This is a genomic window from Rhabdobacter roseus, from assembly GCF_014202275.1.
Classification (GTDB): domain Bacteria; phylum Bacteroidota; class Bacteroidia; order Cytophagales; family Spirosomataceae; genus Rhabdobacter; species Rhabdobacter roseus.
Map to the genome: position 1 here is coordinate 16,360 of NZ_JACHGF010000001.1, position 17,740 is coordinate 34,099.

Here is a 17,740-nt window from a genome sequence, read left to right on the forward strand (position 1 = left end):
AGTGGTAGCGGGGGTACTTTGGTTTTAAGTACCTTTGGGAAATAGCTATCTCTGCCCATGCCTAGTACCTTTCCGCCCATTCGGATCGACTTCTTCGCGCTCTTTATTGTGCTGGGCGTGGTGCAGGGCGTTTTTTTGGCATATTTTTTCCTGAGCCAGAGCAAAGGTGCCCAGTTCCCCAACCGCTTTCTGGGTGGGCTGCTCCTATGCATGTCAGTAGTCAGCAGCGACATCTGGCTGGGTTATACCAACTACATGTTTCGGGTACTTTGGCTGGTAGATGCCACGGAGCCGCTCAATTTTCTTTTGGCCGCACTGCCGTATCTCTACTTAAAAACCAGCCTGACGGGACGCTTTACGCGCCGCGATGGGTGGCATTTCCTGCCCGCTTTGCTCTACTTTGTGTACATGTGCGTGTTGATTTACCCGCAAAGCCTGGCATATAAGTACAACGCCAACATCGGCTCCTTTCATCCCGAACTACCCTACATTGACGCTCATACCTACGGGCAACACTGGATGTTTTTTCCCAAGCACCACATAACAACTTTTACTTTTTTTAGCATGGTAACTTACGTGGGATTGAGTGGCTGGGTACTTTACAAGGCGGATCGTGAGCAGCAGCTCTCCTGGCATTGGCGCTTTTTTTTTCATTTTTTGTCGATCCTGGTAGTATATACCGCTACCCGACTGTCGTTTCCGAGCGACCTGGGCGACCACCTCGTGGCCGCGCACATGGGCCTGGTGATCTACGCAACCAGCGTTGGGGTGGTGAGGCAGTCGTCCATTTTTCAAAAGATTTCGTGGGAAGAAAAAGTACCCCGCAAGTACGAAAAGTCATCACTCACGCCGGAGCTTCAGGACCAGGTACTTCGCAAGCTGAAAAAAGTGATGGAAGAAGAAAAACCCTACCTCGACGAAGGCTTTTCGCTTCCGGCGCTGGCCCGGCGGCTGTCGGTCTCGACGCACCATTTGTCGCAGATAATTAATGAGGAGCTCGGGCAGCATTTTTTTGATTTGCTGGCCCACTACCGCATCGGGGAGGCGCAGAAGCTGCTGACGGACCCGGAAAGTACCCACCTCAAGATCGAGGAAATAGCGCAGCGGGTAGGCTATAATTCCAAGTCGGCCTTCAATACGGCCTTTCGGAAAGTGACGGGCCAAACCCCCTCAGGCTACCGCAAACAGGCTACCTTGTAACGTTCGGGCCGATCGGGAAGTACCTCGAACCGACCGGCGCGGTCGTTTGGCGGGCAGGTACCTTTGCATGTTTGTGGCTTCACGTTAAAAATACCTTTATCGCCATGACCGAACGCTCATCTGCTCCGTCACTCCGCCGCCACGACCTCGACTGGCTGCGGGTACTTGCCTTTTCGCTGCTCATTTTTTACCACGTCGGGATGTTTTTCAACTACTGGGAGTGGCACGTCAAAAACAACGAGCTGAGCCGTGCCATCCAGCTCCCGATGCTCTTTACCAACCAGTGGCGCATGTCGCTGCTCTTCATGATTTCGGGGGCGGGCGTGTACTTTGCCCTGGGCAAGCGCAGTGCGGGTACTTTCCTGCGCGAGCGGACGCTGCGGATCTTCCTGCCGCTGGCCTTCGGGATGTTCGTGGTGGTACCGCCGCAGATCTACTTCGAGCGCCTCACGCAGGGCGAAACCTACTCCTACCTGGAGTTTTACCAAACGGTCTTTCAGTTTCAGCCTTACCCTCAGGGTAGTTTTAGCTGGCACCACCTGTGGTACCTGGCGTATATTTTTGTGTACTCGCTGGTGGGGGTACCTTTGCTGCTGTACCTTCGCCGCCGCCCCCAGCTCACGGCGCGCTGGGCGGCGTTTTTCAGTAATCCGCTGTGGCTCATCGGCCTGCCGGTACTTTGGCACTGGCTGGGGCAGGTACTTCTGGGCGACCACTTCCCCACCACCAACGACCTCATTCACGACTGGAACCAGCATTTCCACTACTTCACGCTCTTTGTATCGGGCTTTATTTTGTGTTCGCAGCCGCGCTTCTGGGATACCCTGGTGAAGTGGCGGTGGCTGACGCTGGGCCTGGCGGGGGTACTTACCACGGCGCTGTATGTTTTCTACTGGATACCTGGCCGATCCATTGAAGGCCTGGAAGTCACTTTTTACTTGCTTTTGCGCATCATCAATGCCTGGTGTACGCTCTTGGCTATTTTTGGGCTGGGCTATAGGTACCTGCGCTTTTCCAACGGCTTCCTGACCTACGCCAACGAAGCTGTGTACCCTTTTTACATCCTGCACCAAACCATCATCATAGCCCTGGCGTACCCGCTCATCGACAGTTCGCTTTCCATCGGGGCCAAGTACCTTTACCTGGCCGTGATGACCTTCCTGAGCTGCTGGGTACTTTACCACTTCCTGATTCGGCGGGTCAATGTACTCCGGGTACTTTTTGGTATGAAACCTACCTCCAAACCGCAGCCAGCGGCTGTTACACCAAGCCTGTGAGGGACTTTTACAAAAGGTACTTTAAGCAAAAAACCGGACGCATGGGTACGTCCGGTTTGTTGCTTAAAGTATGGATTTTTTACAAATCGCTGAAATCGAAGCTTTCCAGGAACTTGGTGGTAAAATGGCCCGAGCGGAAGCCGGGGTCGTCCATGAGTTTGATGTGAAACGGAATGGTGGTTTTGATGCCCTCGATCACAAACTCCTGCAGGGCGCGCTTCATGCGGGTCACTACCTCCTCGCGCGACTGCCCGCTCACGATGAGCTTGGCGATCATGGAGTCGTAGTTGGGCGGGATGGTGTAGCCACTGTACACGTGGCTGTCGATGCGCACGCCGTGGCCACCCGGAAAGTGCAGGTTCGTGATTTTGCCGGGGCTGGGGCGGAAGTTATTGGCCGGATCTTCGGCATTGATGCGGCACTCCATGGCATACAGCTTGGGCGTGTAGTTTTGGCCCGAAATAGGCTCCCCGGCGGCCACTTTGATCTGCTCCTTGATCAGGTCAAAATCGGTCACTTCTTCCGTAATGGGGTGCTCTACCTGAATGCGGGTATTCATTTCCATGAAGTAGAAATCGCCGTGCTTGTCAACGAGGAACTCCACCGTACCGGCACCCTCGTAGCCAATGGCCTGTGCCCCTTTGATGGCGGCCTCGCCCATGCGGTTGCGTAGCTCGGGCGTAATGATGGGCGAGGGCGTTTCTTCGACGAGCTTCTGGTGGCGGCGCTGAATGGAGCAGTCGCGCTCGGAGAGGTGGCATACCTTGCCGTACTGGTCGCCGATGATCTGGATCTCGATGTGGCGCGGCTCTTCTACAAACTTTTCGAGGTAGAGGCCGTCGTTGCCAAACGCGGCGGCGGATTCGGTGCGGGCGTCGTTCCAGGCTTTCTCAAAGCCGTCTTCGTTGTGGATGATCCGCATCCCGCGGCCACCGCCACCGGCCGTAGCCTTAATAATGACGGGGTACCCCATCTCGGCGGCCAGTTTTTTGCCCTGCTCCACGGACTCGAGCAGCCCTTCGGAGCCGGGGATCACCGGTACTCCCGCCGAGCGCATGGTAGCTTTGGCCGTGGCTTTATCGCCCATGCCGTTGATCTGCTCGGCCGTAGCGCCAATGAACTTGATGCCGTAGTCGGCGCAGATTTGGGAAAACTCCGCGTTTTCGGAAAGAAATCCGTAGCCGGGATGAATGGCGTCGGCCCCGGTTACTTCGGCGGCCGATATGATGTTAGGAATGTTGAGGTAGGAGAGGCGGCTGGCGGGCGGACCAATGCATACGGCCTCGTCGGCAAAGCGTACGTGCAGGCTGTCGCGGTCGGCCGTGGAGTAAATGGCCACGGTCTTGATGCCCATCTCGCGGCAGGTTCGGATAATGCGTAGCGCTATTTCGCCTCGGTTGGCTATGAGTATCTTTTTAAACATACTTTTCGGAATAAGTGAATAGCGTGAGCCAGGTACGATAGTACGGCCTGGGATCAGGTACCTATCGAAGGGCCTGGGTTAGACCGGCTCTACCAGAAACAACGGCTGGTCAAACTCCACCGGGGTGGCGTTTTCGACGAGTACTTTCACCACGCGGCCCGCAATCTCGGACTCGATTTCGTTGAAGAGCTTCATGGCTTCAATGATACAAACCGGTTTGCCGGGTTTTACTTCGTCACCGATGTTTACCAGCGCGGGAGTCTCGGGGCTGGAGGCCCGGTAGAAAGTACCTATCATCGGCGACTTGATGGTCAGGTACTTGGTTTCGTCCGTCAGGGCTGGCTTAGGCTCAGCGGGAGGGGTAGCCGAGGCCGCGATCGAGGGAGCCGGGCTGGCTATCGACGGGGCTGGGCTGGCCACGGGGGCCGGGGCCGCCACGCCGGGAGTCGCGTTACGCTTCACTTTAATTTTCAGATCCGCCGTTTCGATGTTGACCTCATCCAGGCCCGACTGGGCAATAAAGTCAATAAGTTTCTGAATTTCTTTGGTTTCCATAGGCATTGGTAGTTATAAATCTTAATAAGAAGGCAGCAGGCCGAGGTACCTAAGCACGAAACGGCCTTCCTGCGCTTATTTTACCCGCTCTACGTAGTCGCGGGTGCGGGTATCTACTTTGATCTTCTGGCCTTGTTCAATAAACAAAGGTACCATAATGGAGGCTCCCGTTTCTACTTCCACCGATTTCTTGGGTGAGTTAGCCGTGTCGCCGCGGATGCCGGGCTCGGCGTAGGTTACTTCCAGCTCCACAAAAGCGGGTAGTTCGCAGGTGAGGGGAGCGTCGTTCTCGGTATTGATCAGGATCTCTACTTCCTGGCCTTCCTTCATGAGGTTGGCGTTTTCGATCAGTTTTTCGTCGATCAGAATCTGGTCAAACGTCTCCATGTTCATGAAGTTGTACCCCATCTCATCTTTGTAAAGAAACTGAAACTTATGCCGCTCCACGCGCACGGGCGTGATGGATGCGCCGGAGTTAAAGGTATTATCAAGTACCTTGCCGCTGGTGAGGCTTTTGAGCTTGGTGCGTACGAAGGCGTTGCCTTTGCCGGGCTTGACGTGCTGAAAATCTATGATCTGGTATAGGTCGTGGTTGAAATTGATGACCAATCCGTTGCGTATATCTGCGGTTGAAGCCATTGTTTTTTATAAAAAATGAAACAATTGTTTTTACTAGTAAGAGCGGGTACTGCTAGGTACCTGCCGAGGCGTGTCAGGCCTCAATAGGCCCACTTGACGTAGGCCGTAGCCCACGTAAACCCGCCCCCAAAAGCAGCCAGGATGAGATTATCCCCCTTATGTAGTTGCGATTCGTAGTCCCAGAGGCAGAGCGGAATCGTGGCGGCGGTCGTGTTGCCGTATTTCTGAATGTTAAGCATTACTTTGTCCATACCTACCCCCATGCGGTTGGCGGTAGCCTCAATGATGCGTTTGTTGGCCTGGTGAGGTACCAGCCAGGCTACGTCGCTACCCGAAAGCTGATTCCGCTGCATGATTTCGGCCGAGAGGTCCGCCATGTTCTTGACCGCAAACTTAAACACCTGCGGCCCGTCCTGGTACACGTAGTGCCAGCGCTTATCGATGGTCTCGTGCGTGGGTGGAAAACGGCTCCCGCCCGCCTTTTGGTGCAGGTAAGGCTGCCCCACGCCGTCCGACCGGATGATCGAGTCCAGTACGCCGTAGCCTTCGGTGTCTGCTTCGAGCAGCACCGCCCCGGCCCCGTCCCCAAAGAGCACGCAGGTTTTACGGTCGGTATAGTCCACAATGGCCGACATTTTATCGGCTCCCACAATCACTACTTTTTTGTATTTACCGGTTTCGATAAATTGGGAGCCTACCGTCAGGGCGTACACAAAGCCCGAACAAGCCGCCTGGATGTCGAAGCTCCCGATGTTGCGGATACCCACCATATCACAGATCAGGTTGGCGGTACAGGGAAACACAAAATCAGGGGTAGTGGTAGCGCAAATCAGGAGGTCTATTTCGTCAGGCGTGGTATTGGTTTTGGCCAGCAACCCTTTTACGGCCTCGGCGCCCATGTGGGAGCTCCCCATACCTTCTCCCTTCAGGATGTGCCTTTCCTTGATTCCCGTCCTACTCACGATCCACTCATCGTTTGTATCAACCATTTCCTCGAGTTCGGCGTTGGTCAGGATGTAATCAGGTACGTACCCGTGTACGCCCGTAATAGCGGCTTTTGCTTGGGTCATGGTATCAAATATGGCTTCAAAATCATCGCTGATTTTGTTTGAATGAGGGCAAGTACGGGAGGTACTTTATACGCTAAGTTAATCAATAGGATCACCAACAACTTGTAAATACTATTCACTAACGGATGTTACTACATTATACAACACCCAACTCGTTCAAGATCAGGCCAGAGCCTGGGCTATGTGTAAGTAGGCATTGGCCTGTACCTGCTTGTAGGCCCAGCCAATCATATTTTTTATCGCCGTGGGCGACGAAATCCCGTGCGCGATCATGACGTTCCCGTTTACGCCAATAATCGGACTCCCCCCAATGGATTCATAATTGGTCTTATCGATGAAGTCGTCCTGAATACCCCGCTGTTTGGTGATCTCGTACAAGGATTCTCCCAGTTTAAAAAGGATGTTTCCCGTAAAGCCGTCGGTCACAATCACATCGGCTTTGTTGGTAAAGAGGTCTTTCCCTTCGATATTTCCGATAAAATGAATTCGTTTGTTGGCTTTAAGGTGGGGATAAGTAGCCTGCGCCACCAGGGAGCCCTTCTGCTCCTCTTCGCCGATGTTCATCAGGGCTACGCGGGGGCGTTCGATCTGAAAAGTATACTGGGCGTAGAGCGAACCGATTTCGCCAAACTGCGCCAGTACCTCGGGTTTGCAGTCGGCATTGGCCCCAATGTCAAGCATGATGGCGATGCTGCCGTCGAGTTGAGGTACGTAGCCCGCAATGGCTGGGCGCAGGATACCCTCAATGGCTTTGATGCTAAACAAAGCTCCCACGTGCATCGCACCCGTGTTGCCGGCGCTACAAAAAATGTCAATTGCTTTTTCTTTCAAAAGCTTAAACCCAACTCCAATGCTGGAATTGGGTTTCTGCGAGAGCGCCTTGGTGGGGTGCTCGCCCATTTCAATGACCTCTTCGGCGTGGACAACCTCAACCACCGAAGATTCAAAATTATGCTCCTTAAATATTTCCCGGATACTATCTTCCCGACCGATCAGCACGATCTGTGCATCGGATGGCAGTTCAGAAGCGGCCAAAAGTACCCCTTCTACTATTGCTCGCGGGGCAAAATCACCCCCCATAGCATCTACTGCAATTTTCATTTACACTCTTTTTAGGGACTAAAATAAAAAAATCGTGGGTGTAAAATTAGCAGTTGTGCCGTAGTAAAAAAGAATTTCGCAACAACTTTTGTGCCGCTGCTGCGAAAGTTCCGGTGAGGGTAGTACGAGATCAGACCGTCTTGGCGTAGTTTTCTACCACCACTTTCCCTCTGTAATAAAGGTTTCCTTCGTGAACGTGCGCGCGGTGATACTGGTGAATCTCACCCGTAGCGGTATCCACGGCCAGTTGCTTGCCCGTCAGGAAGTCGTGGGATCTGCGTTTGTCGCGGCGGGTCTTCGAATGTCTTCGTTTCGGATGTGCCATGATACTAGGTAATCAAAATAGTTATAGTTCTAAAATTATTCTCCTTTCAATTTTTTCAATGCCTCCCAGCGAGGATCTACGGGGGCGTCTTCCGGGGAGGCCTCGGCTTCCTGGTTGCCCGCAGGGGTACCTGAGCTATAAACCAAAGTACCTTCCTCGTCGGTGGCTTCCACTGGGTCGGTCAGGGACCGCTGGCTCGGATGCAGCTTTTTCATGGGCAGCGACAGCACAATGAAATCAAAGATGTAGCGGGCCACGTTGATCTGCGCCGTGCTACGCCGGATGATTTCAATCTCCTCGGTCAGCTCTTCGTCGTGGTCCCCAAATTTCAGGATCATCCGTTGAGTGAGCTCAATCGGCTCATCAAAAGCTTCCAGACTCCGATCACAGATCAACCCGATACTTCCCTGGATGTGGAAGTTCATTTGAATCATCGTAGCGGATTTGTCCAGTGTCAGGTGAGTTCTAAAATGCCCATTCTGAACAATATCCTGCTGCATTTCCTCAAAAAACGCATCCCCCGATTCAAATTCGTAGACATACTGTTTGTCCTCCAAACCGTAGATGTCTATTTGATATTTGCTAAGCTCTTTCACGTACGTTCTGCAAAAAGGACTGCAAAGATAAGGTCTTTTCAGATTAATTAAAAAGGCTGACTGTGAATTTATTGTAGCAGCCGCCCCGGCCCGTCGGAATTACTTTACTTTCTGGGCCGGATTGCCAAAGACGGTACCTTTCGCGGGTACGTTTTCGATCACCACCGAGCCAGCCCCGATCCGGGCGTTTTTGCCTACCTCAATGCCTGCTACCAAAATGGCCCCCGGGCCAATGAAGGCGTTGTCGCCCACTTTGACGCGGTCGTTCAGAATGGCTCCCGCACCGATATTGACGTAGTCGCCTACTTCCACGAAGGCTTCCAGGATGGCACCCGTCTGCAATTGGCAGTGGTGGCCCAGCCGGGCGCTGGGAGCTATTACAGTCCGGGCCGCTACCAGGTTGCCGTGCCCCAGGGTAGCCATGGCGGATACCACCGCCGTATTATGGATGGCATTGACGGGCATGATCTTACGCCGTTCGATGAGCATTTCGACGAGCCGCTGGCGTACGCTGCGCTCGCCAATGGCGATGAAGGCTTCGCACTTGGCACCAAGGAGCTTCAGAAAACCGCCGTCGTCGGTATCGCCCAGGATGGTCACGTCGCCAATTTCCTGTCCGTGTAATTCCGCGTTGTCGTCCAGAAAACCGTATACCAGTACTTCGTTACGCTGAAAAATATCGAAGGCCTGCCGTCCCAGGCTACCTGCGCCAAATATCAAAACCGGATTTTCCATGAGTTACTCGTAATAAATAGTAGATAGGACCGACCTAAGGAAAGCGTAGGCCGGTCCCGGAAATAATAAGACTGCAAAAGTACGGAATCTTTTAGAGGAACGTAACCCGGAACACAAAGGGGCTGGAATAGGGCGAGATATTATCCCGGATATCGTAAGGATTGCGCTGGTTGTTGTAGTTGAGATTGTAGAGGAGCGTCATGTGCACGCCCCGCGTGTATTTTCCGCCCAGGGGCTGCGAGTAGGAGGCCCCCAGCATGGGCGAGCCGAGCCAGGTACGTTCGTAGCGGCTCTCGATGGGGTTTACAAACTCTACGTTCAGGGCTTCGTACTCGGCCTGGAGGTTGATCATGGGCAGGATGGAGTACATCAGAAAGGTGCGTCCGCCGTAGTAGTGGCTGTTGTAGTTGAAAAGCCGGGACCGAAACCACATGTAGGTTACGCCCACGCCTCCCACCAGCCGCTCGGTGATCTGCAGGCCCGCCATCGGCGAAAGGTTCACGTTGGTAACGGTACCGAAGCCCAGGCCGAAGCTTCCACCCAGCCGCAGGCGCTCGCTCATGGGCATGGTACCTTCCGGATGAACCGGCCGGGAGTCGGGCTCCGGCAGGGGAGCCGTGGTGCGGCGGTTGGGGTCGGTACGGAGGGTGTCTTTCTTATAGTATTCGTCGGTTTGGGCCCGTACCAGGGCTGACGCCAGGCCGATAAAAGTGAGTGTGAGGAGGAAAAACCTTTTCATTTCAAAAACGATTGTTATTTTTACTGATAAGTACTAACGAACCAGGTACTTGTTTTGATTTATTCCTATCCTCTTATTTTGAACCCTTCCTTGTCCTCCATGCACTACCGTCTGTCTGCACCCGATCCGAGTTCTCATTTTCTTGAAATTACCTACACCATTCCGCACGTAAAAAGTACCTTTCTGGAAGTGCAACTGCCCGCCTGGCGGCCCGGCCGCTACGAAATCCAGAACTTTGCCAAAAATATACAACAGTTATCAATGACCAACGCCCAGGGCGAGCCCCTGTTCTTTGAGAAAATCACCAAAGACCGCTGGCGGGTAGCCTGCGAAGGCCAGCCCGAAGTAGTGGTAAGGTATACCTTTTTTGCCAATATCCAGAATGCCGGCAGCAGCTACGTAGACGAAGACCTCTGGTACCTCAACTTCATCAACCTGTGCCTCTACACCGAAGGGCGCATGCAGGAGCCCTGCACCGTGGAGCTGACCCTGCCGGACGACTATCGCCTGGCCTGCGGACTGCCCTCGGTGGAGCCGCGTATCCTGCTGGCCAAGGACTACTACCAGCTGGTCGATAGCCCGCTGCTGGCCTCGGCTACGCTACAGCACGAAACGTATACGGTAGGAGAGGTACTTTTTCACGTGTGGATGCACGGCAACCTCAGCCCTAACTGGAAACGAATCTGCGCCGATTTCCGCCGGTTTTCCGCCGAGCAGATGGCCACCATGCGGGAATTCCCCGAGCAAGACTACCACTTTATTAACCTGATTCTGCCCACGGCCTTTTACCACGGCGTGGAGCACCACAACTCCACCATGATTGTGTTGGGACCCGAGGACGAGGGCGAAGGCCTTTATACCGACTTGCTGGGCGTGAGCTCCCACGAGCTTTTTCACGCCTGGAACATCATCCGGATTCGCCCCAAGGAGCTGCTTCCCTACGACTTCACGCGCGAAAACTACTTCCCGACCTGCTTCGTGGCCGAAGGCTGCACCACCTACTACGGCGACCTGTTCCTGCGGCGGGCGGGCGTCTTCGAAGACGACGCTTACCTCAAAGAGCTGCAGGTATACATGAAGCGGCACTTCGAGCACAGCGCGCAGGCCGCTCAATCCCTGGTGGAGTCGTCCTTTGACCTCTGGCTCGATGGCTACGAGAAAGGCATCCCCAACCGCAAGGTATCCGTGTACCACAAGGGCGCCCTGGTGGCCCTGATCCTGGACCTGCACCTGCGCCGGAAATTCGATCACGAGCGCTCTCTCGACGATATCATGCGGGGACTTTGGCAGCGCTTCGGGAAGCCCTTCGTGGGCTACACGCTCGAAGATTACCAGCATATAGTACAAGAGATTGCCGAAGAACCCCTGGAATGGTACTGGCAGGAATGTATCCTGGGGCATGGGCCCCTCGAAACGCGGCTCAACGAAGCCCTGGCGTGGGTAGGGTTGCAAATGACGACCTTCAGCAACGGCAACATCCAGCTCAACCTCCTGGACGACCCCCGGGCCGCGCGGCAGCGGGAGCGCTGGCTGGCGTCGGTGCAACTCGCTGTGGAAAAAAACCAAGAATGAATAACCCAGCTACCTTAGCCAACAGAGGTATGAAACAAACACGGAGTTTTCTCCTGATCGTCACGGTGGCGCTCCTTTCGGCCTGCCAGTCGAGCCGTACGATCACTTTCCTGCACATCAACGATGTGTACGAAATTGCGCCGCTCGACAACGGCCGGGCCGGAGGCATGGCGCGCGTGGCCTACCTGAACCAAAAGCTCAAAAAGAAAAACCCCGCCGGTACCTACTTTGTACACGCCGGAGATTTCCTGAGCCCCTCGGTCATAGGTACTTTGCAGCACGAAGGGCAGCGGATTCGGGGGCGGCAGATGGTGGAGGTCATGAACGCGGCGGGCGTGGACTACGTCACCTTCGGCAATCATGAGTTTGACTACGACGAGCAGGTACCTACCGTACTTACCCAGCGTCTGGAGGAGTCCCGGTTTCAATGGGTTATTGCCAACATGAAGCAGCGCCAAGGTACCTCCGCGGTGCCTTTCCGTAAGGATGGGGCCGAGCTGCCCAGCTCGGTGATCCTGTCCAACGGCAAAATCCGGGTGGGGCTGTTTGGGGTATGTTTGCCCGTCAGCAAGGATTTTCTGGAAGTAACGGATTTCATCGAGGCCGCCCGCCGCGAGTACCAGGACCTCCAAGGCCGCTGCGACGTGGTGGTGGCGCTCACGCACCTGGACGTGGCGGATGACAAACGCCTGGCCGAACAACTACCCGGACTGGCCCTCATCATGGGTGGCCACGACCACGACCACCTGCATGAGCAGGTGGGTAAGGTACCTATTTATAAAGCCGACGCGAACGCCAAGACCGTTTACGTACATCGCCTGCGCTTCAACCGCCGAAAGCAATGGCGGCGCACGCAGTCCGAGCTGGTCACGATCGACGCCGCCGTACCCGAAGAGCCGCGCACGGCGGCCGTCGTGGACAAGTGGCAGCAGATTGCCGCGCAGAGCTTCCGGGAGCTGGGGTTTGCTCCCAACGAGGTCGTTTATACCACCCAGGTACCCTGGGACGGCCGCGAAAAAACGGTACGGACGGAGCACCTGGCCCTGACCGACGCCCTCGCGCAGAGTATCTTCGAGGCTTTTCCGGACAGTGACCTGGCGCTTTTCAACGGCGGCTCGGTGCGCGTAGACGACGTGCTGGAAGGTACCATTACCCAGTACGACCTGATCCGTATCCTGCCCTTCGGCGGGGGTACTTCGCAGGTAACCATGACCGGAGACCTGCTGCACCAGGTACTTGAGGCGGGTCGCCTCAGTCGGGGCAAGGGGGCCTTCCTGCACCTCCACCAGGCCCGCTACGACGAGCCTACCCAAACCTGGTACCTGGCCAACCAGCCGCTCGACCGCCAAAGTACCTATAAAGTAGCCCTGCCCGACTTCCTGATGACCGGCAAAGAGTTTGGCATGGGCTTTCTGCTCCCCACGCACCCCGGCGTAAAAGCACTATTTTCCCCCGAACCCACCGACTACCGCACGGACATCCGGAAAGTGTTCATGGCTTTTTTGAAGAAACAGGGGTAGTTGTGAGGGAGGAAGTACCTCCCGCGTACTAGCTCCCGAGTACCCCACGCCGACCGAAAAAACGTTTGCTTCTTTTCCGGTCGGCGTTTGAAGCCTTCAGTGGTTGCCGATCCAATTTAAAATATAGTCGACGTTTTCTTGCCAGGTAGGTAGCCCCAGCACGTAGTGGTTTCGTCCCTCAAACTTTTTGAACTCGGTCACGGAGCCCGCGTGCCGGTAACGTTTGAAGTTGGCGTAGTTGAGCTCCGCGGGCATGATGTAGTCTTCGCTGCCCGCCACAAACAGCAGCGGCACGTGGGGTTTCTTGAAGTCGATCTTCGCCTCCGCGCTCAGGCCACCGCGCAGCGCCCGCCGCGATTCCGGAATCACCGACGCCTCGTAGGAGGACCGCTGCTCTTCCAGCGACATACCGTTGGTAAAGGCATACTGCCATTCTTTGAAAGACATCACGTAAGGTTTTCGGGCCGACTTAAAGAAGCCCAGCGGATTCCAGGTGGCTTTGTAAAAAGAAAACGAAAAGGAAAAAACGCCCTGCGGAGGTACTGAGTGAATAGCCACTCCCGCTGCGGCCAGGCCGCGCTGTACCAGGAGCTGCGTGATGAGCCCGCCCAGCGAATGCCCGATCACGATGGGCTTCTCGGGTAGTTGGCGGATGATGTCCGCGTAGTAGTCTACCACTTGCGTGAGCCCCAGTGCGGCTACCGCCAGATCGGGATTTTTACGAAGCTCGGCGGGTATCCCGTCCTTATGGGGCCAGGCGGGGGCGAGGGCCGTGTAGCCCTGGCTTTCAAAGTAGGTTTTCCAGGAGTCCCAGCCGCGATGGCTTACAAAGGCACCCGTAACAAACAAGACGGTTTTTGAATGGATCGTTTTCATCGTCGTATCCAGTTTAGTGGTTGAAGAAAATACTTGGTTTTGAATGACTTTGCAAAGTTCCGGCAGGTACCTTGCAAAAACTTTAACCCAAGTTAAAATCGCTCAACGCTGCGAAAGTCTTTTCCGGATACGGCTGAGGGAGGGCCCCTGAATGCCCAGGTACGACGAAATATGGTAGAGTGGAATGGTCTGCAAAATACGCGGGTGCTGGGCTACCAGTTCGAGGTAGCGTTCTTCCGGCGTTTTGAACAAAAAGCCCTCGTTTTTGTCCATCACCAGGTTGAAGGCGTATTCGGCGATCATGCGGCCAAAGCGCTCCCACGGGTGCGACACCTCATAAAGGTACCTTAGCTGCTCGATCCCGATCAGCAAGACCCGCGCGTCGGTCATGGCCTGGGTGTAGTACTTGCAGGGCGTTTGGGTCACGAAGCTTTTGAAGGACGTAATGACCTGGTTTTCGGAGAAAAAGAAAATATTCTTGTCGTCTCCGCTTGGGTCGTCGGTGTAGTAGATCCTGAAGACGCCATCCAGCACAAAGCCCAGGTTACGGCAGATGTTGCGCTGCTCGTTGTAGAACTCCCCCTTCCGGTACACCTTAGGCTGCCAATAGGTACTTGACAAGGCAAAGGCCGCCTCGTCGATCTGGGCAAAGTCCCGCAAAGCCCGGCTAAGTACCTCGATGTCGGTCATGGTGTTTTGCTTTTTGGAGAGGTACTTTTTGTGAAGCTTGAATTTAGTACAATTTCATTTACTCAAAATGTGAGAACAGTTTAGTCTGAAAGATAGTAATGCAACATACTCGTGTTAAAAAAGTGCAAGTAAAAAGAGTGGGTACCAGCAACATCCCCCTGGACACGGCCGACTACTACGCTGTATGGCGTTGAAACGGTGGACGCGCCTGGTCGGCCAGGGGCTTCGAAGTCGAGTTTCTGTAGAAAAACGTATGGGATTTCGGGAGGGGGGGACTTTCAGCTATTCGTTTTTGGGAAAAATGGAAATTGCCAAAATGCCAAAGGGTGGGCCTTACTCTCGCATTTTCGGGCTTAAAATTACTTTTTAGAAGCCATTACCCTAATTATCAATGACTTAGCAAAAAAACAAACCAAATAGAGTACAATTTTTTTCGTAAAATTGATCTATCATGGATCAATATATGGGTGACGAAGTTATTTCGTTTTACACTAAAATCTAATTTATGCAAGAGCTTTAAAATATTTTCACTTAAAGGCTTGTGTTTCACATTATTAATCCATATTTTTCGACAAAAGTGCAAAAAAATGGCAAATGTTGTCGAAAAATCTGGCATATCTCCGAAAAAACCAGCACCTGACTCAAGAGGTATTGGCTCATAAGCTTGATATTAATCGTACAACGTATGCTAGTTACGAAAAGGGAACCTCCGAACCTAGCGCTAGTTTACTGATCAAAATTGCTGACTTTTTCAAAGTAGATATAGACGATTTAGTCCGTGCAAATCTTGACTTGCCTATTTTTCAACAACCTCGCCAGATCGCTAGACTTCTGGATAGTAACGTTCGAGTTATAACAATTACCCTTGATAATCAGCAACGTGAAAACATTCAATATGTTCCCGAAGCTACTGTCTCTAATTATCTAGTCAATCATAATAATCCAGAATTCATCAGACAACTACCACATTTTCAGATACCTAGGGTAGGTGAGGGCATTTATCGAGCCTTTGATATTCAAGATGATTCGATGCCTCCTTTAAATAATGGGAGTATAATAATTGGCCGATTTGTAGAGCGTGAGCATGACCTCAAGAGTGGAAACCGCTACGTGCTATTAATTAAAGAAAAAGGTATCCAATTTAAGAAAATTATCCATGATGAAGGAAAGCGAGCTCGACAGACTAGTCTTCGTCTTATCTTGGCCTCAGATAACCCAGGTTTTATGCCGTATACTATTGATTTAAACGACATTCTTGAAGCATGGGAAATGATAGCATTTATAGGATTTTCCGATGCTTATCAAGATAGGGTGTATTTACTTAACGAACGGCTACAACTTTTAGAACAAAAATTAAACCAAATAGTAGTACCTCAAAGAGATACTACTTAGTAAAAAGGTTTTTATTTTATATATCCGTCACCACTTGCAATTAAGTATAGATAAGCTAATGGCATAGTTTTTGCGGTTCAAAAAAGGGGGATCTTTTGCGTTAATTCCTTATAATTTGGAAATTACATAAGCCGATGAATTATGAAAATGGAATTAGATCAAGGCATAAAAGAGCTATCTGAGTTGATACAAAAGAATAACCTGGTTATTTTTGCCGGTTCTGGGGTGTCAGTTGACTCTGGATTACCATCTTGGGATAATTTACTTTTGAACTTTATGGAAATGGCTAAGGATCTCCCTTTAAGTTCAAGGGATAAAAAAGATCTTACAGAATTAATTGATGATGCCCAAAAACAACATAATGAAAATAAATTTGATCCTATTAAAGTCGCTACAGTTATTAAAGATAAAATAAGAGGATGCAATCTAAATGAGTACCCATTAGCTAGCGCTAAATATCAATACTGGCTCTCCTCTGTTTTTATGAATAAAAAGCCAAATAGTAATCATGATTTAATTGTACAAACTAATTATCCTTGTATTCTCACTTCTAATTATGATTTGTTGTTTGAAGAAGCCGCAAATAATAATAATTTTCAAGATTTAGCAGAAAGAACCTATTCTTATACAGACGAATTAAAAATAATGTCCTCTATCTATAGCTCTACCCCTTGCGTAATACATGTTCATGGCTCAATTGTTAATCTTTCAATTGATCAAATTATCTTCACAAAAGATGATTATAACAAACTAATCTTGAAAAAATATAATGGCTTTGCCTTTGCTCTTCGAATGATATTTACTAGATACTCGACACTTTTTGTGGGATATGGTGCGAGCGATCCTCACCTAGAAGAAGTAATGGAAGAAATAGCAGACTATTTTCCTTTGCATGGAGAAGATAAACATCCGCTTCCTTATTCATATTTAGTAGTTTTGAGATCTAAAGCTGGTGCTATACTTGAAAAATGGAAGAATCGCGTGAGAACAAATTTAATCCTTATTGATGATTATAGTCAGTATAATCAGTTATTAAGTACGCTTAAAAACCTAAAACCTAGAAACTAATAAATTTAAATCAACTATGAAAGAAGCATTAAAAGCTATAACGCCACAAGAGAAGCTACATCAGATTGAAAGAATGCATTCGAAATTAGTCGGATTAATAAAAAAAGATTCTGTGTTTTATGATGCAGATTACAATGGCGCAACTCTTAAGGCTGTACTAAATAGTCTTAAATCTACATTAGTTTGCTTCAGTGAAACTTTACATGAAACTAAAGAGTATATTAATTACTTAAAATCTATTGAACAGACGATTACAATTTTAGACAATCCTCTCCCTCTTTCTGAAAAAGACCATATTCTCAAAGAGTCTTTTAATTTAATGAATGGAGAATTTATTATATATCGTAGAGAATTGAAGGAGAAAATTACAAAGTACTGTGAAATAGAATATCAAAATATTTGTGCTCCGCTATATCATTTAGACACGAAATATTTTAAAGGTGTTGCCATGGAATAAGAACATGTTTAAAAATTAATTGTAGTTCGAATTCAAATTCGATTGAGAATAATTTGGCGATTGCCCCATAGTATCCATGCTTCGACACTTTCCGTGGTTCTCTCAAAGTCTTTCGAGTGCTTGCGGAAGAAACGGGTCGCCGGTACGATTCAGCCAGCCAAATGTTCATTCGCTGACCCAATGCCTAACGGGTATGAAGCCTTGTTCGGTCGGCGGGCGTGAGGCTATCTCGACCACCAGCCCAGCAATGCAGTCTTCTACCCAGCCCTTGAAAGTCTTACGATAGGCTTCATCAACCAAAATTTTTGCATCCGGTCGAGGTAGCCCAGGCAGTGCTCTACCGCAGCGGCCGCCGCCAGCAGGTGCGCCTTCTGACCATCGGCGATGTTAGCCGCGTGCACAACTACGCCCCAGCATAGTCTAATTGTGTCAACAATCATGTGTCTTTTGCGTCCGCTGGGCGGCTCCGCGTTAACCTATTTGTTGCCATCCTTGCCAAGTTCAC

Annotated in this window: 19 protein-coding genes; 7 read left to right on the plus strand and 12 right to left on the minus strand. The window is 51.4% G+C overall.

The window, feature by feature from the left end:
* Nucleotides 1–57: 57 nt before the first annotated feature.
* Together HNQ92_RS00070 and HNQ92_RS00075 are read left to right on the plus strand one after the other, a co-directional pair.
* Nucleotides 58–1,200 carry a helix-turn-helix domain-containing protein gene (locus HNQ92_RS00070; protein WP_221307346.1) on the plus strand — a complete coding sequence of 381 codons (1,143 nt, stop codon included), beginning with the start codon at nucleotides 58–60 and terminating at the stop codon, nucleotides 1,198–1,200.
* 104 nt (nucleotides 1,201–1,304) lie between these two features.
* The gene (locus HNQ92_RS00075) at nucleotides 1,305–2,477 is read left to right on the plus strand and encodes an acyltransferase family protein (protein ID WP_184169217.1); all 1,173 of its coding nucleotides are present in this window, start codon (nucleotides 1,305–1,307) and stop codon (nucleotides 2,475–2,477) included.
* A gap of 79 nt (nucleotides 2,478–2,556) precedes the next feature.
* On the opposite strand, the gene accC is transcribed toward HNQ92_RS00075, so the two are convergent.
* The 9 genes from accC to HNQ92_RS00120 form a co-directional block, all read right to left on the minus strand.
* Entirely contained in the window at nucleotides 2,557–3,900 is a 1,344-nt protein-coding gene (accC, locus tag HNQ92_RS00080) for an acetyl-CoA carboxylase biotin carboxylase subunit (protein WP_184169219.1), read from the minus strand.
* Nucleotides 3,901–3,978: 78 nt separating this feature from the next.
* Complete coding sequence (accB, locus tag HNQ92_RS00085; protein ID WP_184169221.1) at nucleotides 3,979–4,455, minus strand: acetyl-CoA carboxylase biotin carboxyl carrier protein; 477 nt, start codon at nucleotides 4,453–4,455, stop codon at nucleotides 3,979–3,981.
* 75 nt (nucleotides 4,456–4,530) lie between these two features.
* A complete protein-coding gene (gene efp / locus HNQ92_RS00090) occupies nucleotides 4,531–5,094 on the minus strand; it encodes an elongation factor P (RefSeq protein WP_184169223.1) in 564 nt (187 codons plus the stop codon).
* 80 nt (nucleotides 5,095–5,174) lie between these two features.
* A complete protein-coding gene (locus HNQ92_RS00095) occupies nucleotides 5,175–6,164 on the minus strand; it encodes a beta-ketoacyl-ACP synthase III (RefSeq protein ID WP_184169225.1) in 990 nt (329 codons plus the stop codon).
* Nucleotides 6,165–6,326: 162 nt separating this feature from the next.
* Nucleotides 6,327–7,265 carry a phosphate acyltransferase PlsX gene (plsX, locus tag HNQ92_RS00100; protein WP_184169227.1) on the minus strand — a complete coding sequence of 313 codons (939 nt, stop codon included), beginning with the start codon at nucleotides 7,263–7,265 and terminating at the stop codon, nucleotides 6,327–6,329.
* A gap of 130 nt (nucleotides 7,266–7,395) precedes the next feature.
* Nucleotides 7,396–7,590, minus strand: coding sequence for a 50S ribosomal protein L32 (gene rpmF, locus HNQ92_RS00105; protein ID WP_184169229.1), 195 nt, complete (start codon nucleotides 7,588–7,590; stop codon nucleotides 7,396–7,398).
* Between the two features lie 35 nt (nucleotides 7,591–7,625).
* Nucleotides 7,626–8,186 (minus strand): YceD family protein, encoded by a 561-nt coding sequence (locus HNQ92_RS00110; protein ID WP_343062831.1) that lies wholly within the window; start codon nucleotides 8,184–8,186, stop codon nucleotides 7,626–7,628.
* A 99-nt stretch (nucleotides 8,187–8,285) separates the two neighbouring features.
* Entirely contained in the window at nucleotides 8,286–8,921 is a 636-nt protein-coding gene (locus tag HNQ92_RS00115) for an acetyltransferase (protein WP_184169231.1), read from the minus strand.
* 91 nt (nucleotides 8,922–9,012) lie between these two features.
* A complete protein-coding gene (locus HNQ92_RS00120; protein ID WP_184169233.1) occupies nucleotides 9,013–9,660 on the minus strand; it encodes a hypothetical protein in 648 nt (215 codons plus the stop codon).
* Between the two features lie 99 nt (nucleotides 9,661–9,759).
* Here HNQ92_RS00120 and HNQ92_RS00125 point away from each other — a divergent pair, with 99 nt between their 5' ends.
* Nucleotides 9,760–11,232 carry a M61 family metallopeptidase gene (locus HNQ92_RS00125; RefSeq protein WP_184169235.1) on the plus strand — a complete coding sequence of 491 codons (1,473 nt, stop codon included), beginning with the start codon at nucleotides 9,760–9,762 and terminating at the stop codon, nucleotides 11,230–11,232.
* 29 nt (nucleotides 11,233–11,261) lie between these two features.
* A complete protein-coding gene (locus HNQ92_RS00130) occupies nucleotides 11,262–12,752 on the plus strand; it encodes a bifunctional metallophosphatase/5'-nucleotidase (RefSeq protein ID WP_184169237.1) in 1,491 nt (496 codons plus the stop codon).
* A 96-nt stretch (nucleotides 12,753–12,848) separates the two neighbouring features.
* Here the strand turns inward: HNQ92_RS00130 and HNQ92_RS00135 are convergent, their stop codons facing one another.
* Both HNQ92_RS00135 and HNQ92_RS00140 read right to left on the minus strand, forming a co-directional pair.
* Nucleotides 12,849–13,628 carry an alpha/beta hydrolase gene (locus tag HNQ92_RS00135; protein WP_184169239.1) on the minus strand — a complete coding sequence of 260 codons (780 nt, stop codon included), beginning with the start codon at nucleotides 13,626–13,628 and terminating at the stop codon, nucleotides 12,849–12,851.
* A gap of 102 nt (nucleotides 13,629–13,730) precedes the next feature.
* A complete protein-coding gene (locus tag HNQ92_RS00140) occupies nucleotides 13,731–14,318 on the minus strand; it encodes a Crp/Fnr family transcriptional regulator (RefSeq protein WP_184169241.1) in 588 nt (195 codons plus the stop codon).
* Nucleotides 14,319–14,912: 594 nt separating this feature from the next.
* Between HNQ92_RS00140 and HNQ92_RS00145 the strand changes: the two genes are divergently transcribed.
* From HNQ92_RS00145 to HNQ92_RS00155, 3 genes are all read left to right on the plus strand, one after another.
* A complete protein-coding gene (locus HNQ92_RS00145) occupies nucleotides 14,913–15,710 on the plus strand; it encodes a LexA family transcriptional regulator (protein WP_184169243.1) in 798 nt (265 codons plus the stop codon).
* 141 nt (nucleotides 15,711–15,851) lie between these two features.
* A complete protein-coding gene (locus HNQ92_RS00150; protein WP_184169245.1) occupies nucleotides 15,852–16,778 on the plus strand; it encodes an SIR2 family protein in 927 nt (308 codons plus the stop codon).
* A 16-nt stretch (nucleotides 16,779–16,794) separates the two neighbouring features.
* On the plus strand, nucleotides 16,795–17,235 hold the full coding sequence (locus tag HNQ92_RS00155; RefSeq protein ID WP_184169247.1) for a hypothetical protein: 441 nt from the start codon (nucleotides 16,795–16,797) through the stop codon (nucleotides 17,233–17,235).
* A gap of 257 nt (nucleotides 17,236–17,492) precedes the next feature.
* On the opposite strand, the gene HNQ92_RS00160 is transcribed toward HNQ92_RS00155, so the two are convergent.
* Complete coding sequence (locus HNQ92_RS00160) at nucleotides 17,493–17,675, minus strand: hypothetical protein (protein ID WP_184169249.1); 183 nt, start codon at nucleotides 17,673–17,675, stop codon at nucleotides 17,493–17,495.
* Between the last annotated feature and the right edge of the window lie 65 nt (nucleotides 17,676–17,740).